Below are 1,610 nucleotides of genomic sequence, written 5' to 3' on the forward strand. Positions count from 1 at the left end.
ATGCGATAGTATTAATGTCAAGATCGTTGGTAGGCTCATCGAGAATCAGGATGTCGGGATTACCAAAAAGAGCTTGTGCTAATAAGACGCGTACTTTCTCGTTCCCATCTAACTCTTTGACTTGTTTATAATGAAGACCCTCTTTTATACCGAGGTTGCTTAGTAGCGTGGCAGCATTGCTTTCTGCATTCCATCCATCCATTTCCGCAAAAAGACTCTCTAATTCTCCAGCTCGTTCGCCGTCCGCATCGGTGAAATCTTCTTTCATATAGATGGCATCTTTTTCTTTCATGATCTTGTATAGATCTTGATTTCCCATCATAACAGTTTCGAGCACAGTATATTCATCAAACTCATAGTGATTTTGGTTCAATACCGACATACGTTCACCTGGCGTGAAAGAAACCGATCCAGAGGTTTGGTCTACGTCTCCTGAAATAATTTTAAGGAATGTAGATTTTCCAGCACCGTTGGCACCAATGATCCCATAACAGTTTCCTGTTGTGAATTTTAAATTTACATCTTCGAACAGAATGCGTTTTCCAAATCGAAGGCTTAGATTCGATACATTAATCATTAATAAATTATTTTATTATATTTTTAATATTCAAAAGTCTGATTTTCAGCCTTTTCTGTTTATTTTTTTATCAGTGAAATCCGCCATGTCGACAAGGTCGGACAATCTTATTTGTATGTCTTAGCCCGTAATAATTATAACGTCGACCGTATCGGCTGTAATACTGAAATATCACAAAAAGCGGGATGGGTCTTGGAACGTTAAGATCCGGATTAGTAATAAGAAGTCTTCTTAATATTGACACTTCGATCTTGCTTACACGGTTCTATATTACTACCATCCGCACTGATTCGAGCACAAAGATACGATTAAAAAAGGTATTTATCGACATCTACCTCATTGCTGCTGAGTATTGAAACAAGAGCAAAATTGGTGCATCGTTAGAATATTTACCTCATATGGAAAATGAATCGTCAATAAGTTGGTTATATCGAAACGTCGTTCTGGGTAGGACGCTACTAGGCATTTGCATTGTATCGGAAATCTCGAAAAAAGCAGATAAGTGATATTACCGATGTTGTTAAACAAGCGATATGATTCCGCATTTGTTTTCTGACGGAAATTTTCATTTTTTCCGAAAGCGAGATATTTCTCGCTTCTTTTTCTATACCTTTAATGTGAAACGATGTTTCTTATATAATTAATACAGATGGGCAATCAGACACAAAACATAATTCCCGAATTTTTTAAACATTTATCAGAAAGAAATTTAACGGAGTTAATCAAACTTTTTTCAGAGACTATTGATTGGGATGTTCCTGGTGATAAAAGCAAAGCGCCGTGGCTGGGCAAAAGGCGTGGTAAAGCGGAGGTCAGGGAGTTTTATGACTTATTATGGAGGAATACGGAACCACTCTCTGTAACAGTTGATGATACTCTTATTGATAACGATGTTGTAATAATTTCGGGAGACTTTAGTACGAAAATGCTCCAAACAAATAGAATCGTCGATTCTCTATTTTTTATAAAAATCACGATTAAAGATGGATTGATAATTAAATACAGACTATTGGAAGATACTCTCGAGGTCGCA

The 1,610-nt window shown here is 36.6% G+C and carries 2 protein-coding genes; one reads left to right on the top strand and one right to left on the bottom strand.

Annotated elements, in window-relative coordinates; all coding sequences use genetic code 11:
- Window positions 1-577: ATP-binding cassette domain-containing protein (locus HP439_RS19010; RefSeq protein ID WP_172391896.1), on the bottom strand; the 577-nt coding region annotated here is incomplete at its 3' end.
- Window positions 578-1,226: 649 nt separating this feature from the next.
- On the opposite strand from HP439_RS19010, the gene HP439_RS19015 reads away from it, so the two are divergent.
- Window positions 1,227-1,610: nuclear transport factor 2 family protein (locus HP439_RS19015; protein WP_172391897.1), on the top strand; the 384-nt coding region annotated here is incomplete at its 3' end.

Origin of the sequence: Sphingobacterium shayense (assembly GCF_013179575.1) — a bacterium.
Lineage (GTDB): Bacteria > Bacteroidota > Bacteroidia > Sphingobacteriales > Sphingobacteriaceae > Sphingobacterium > Sphingobacterium shayense.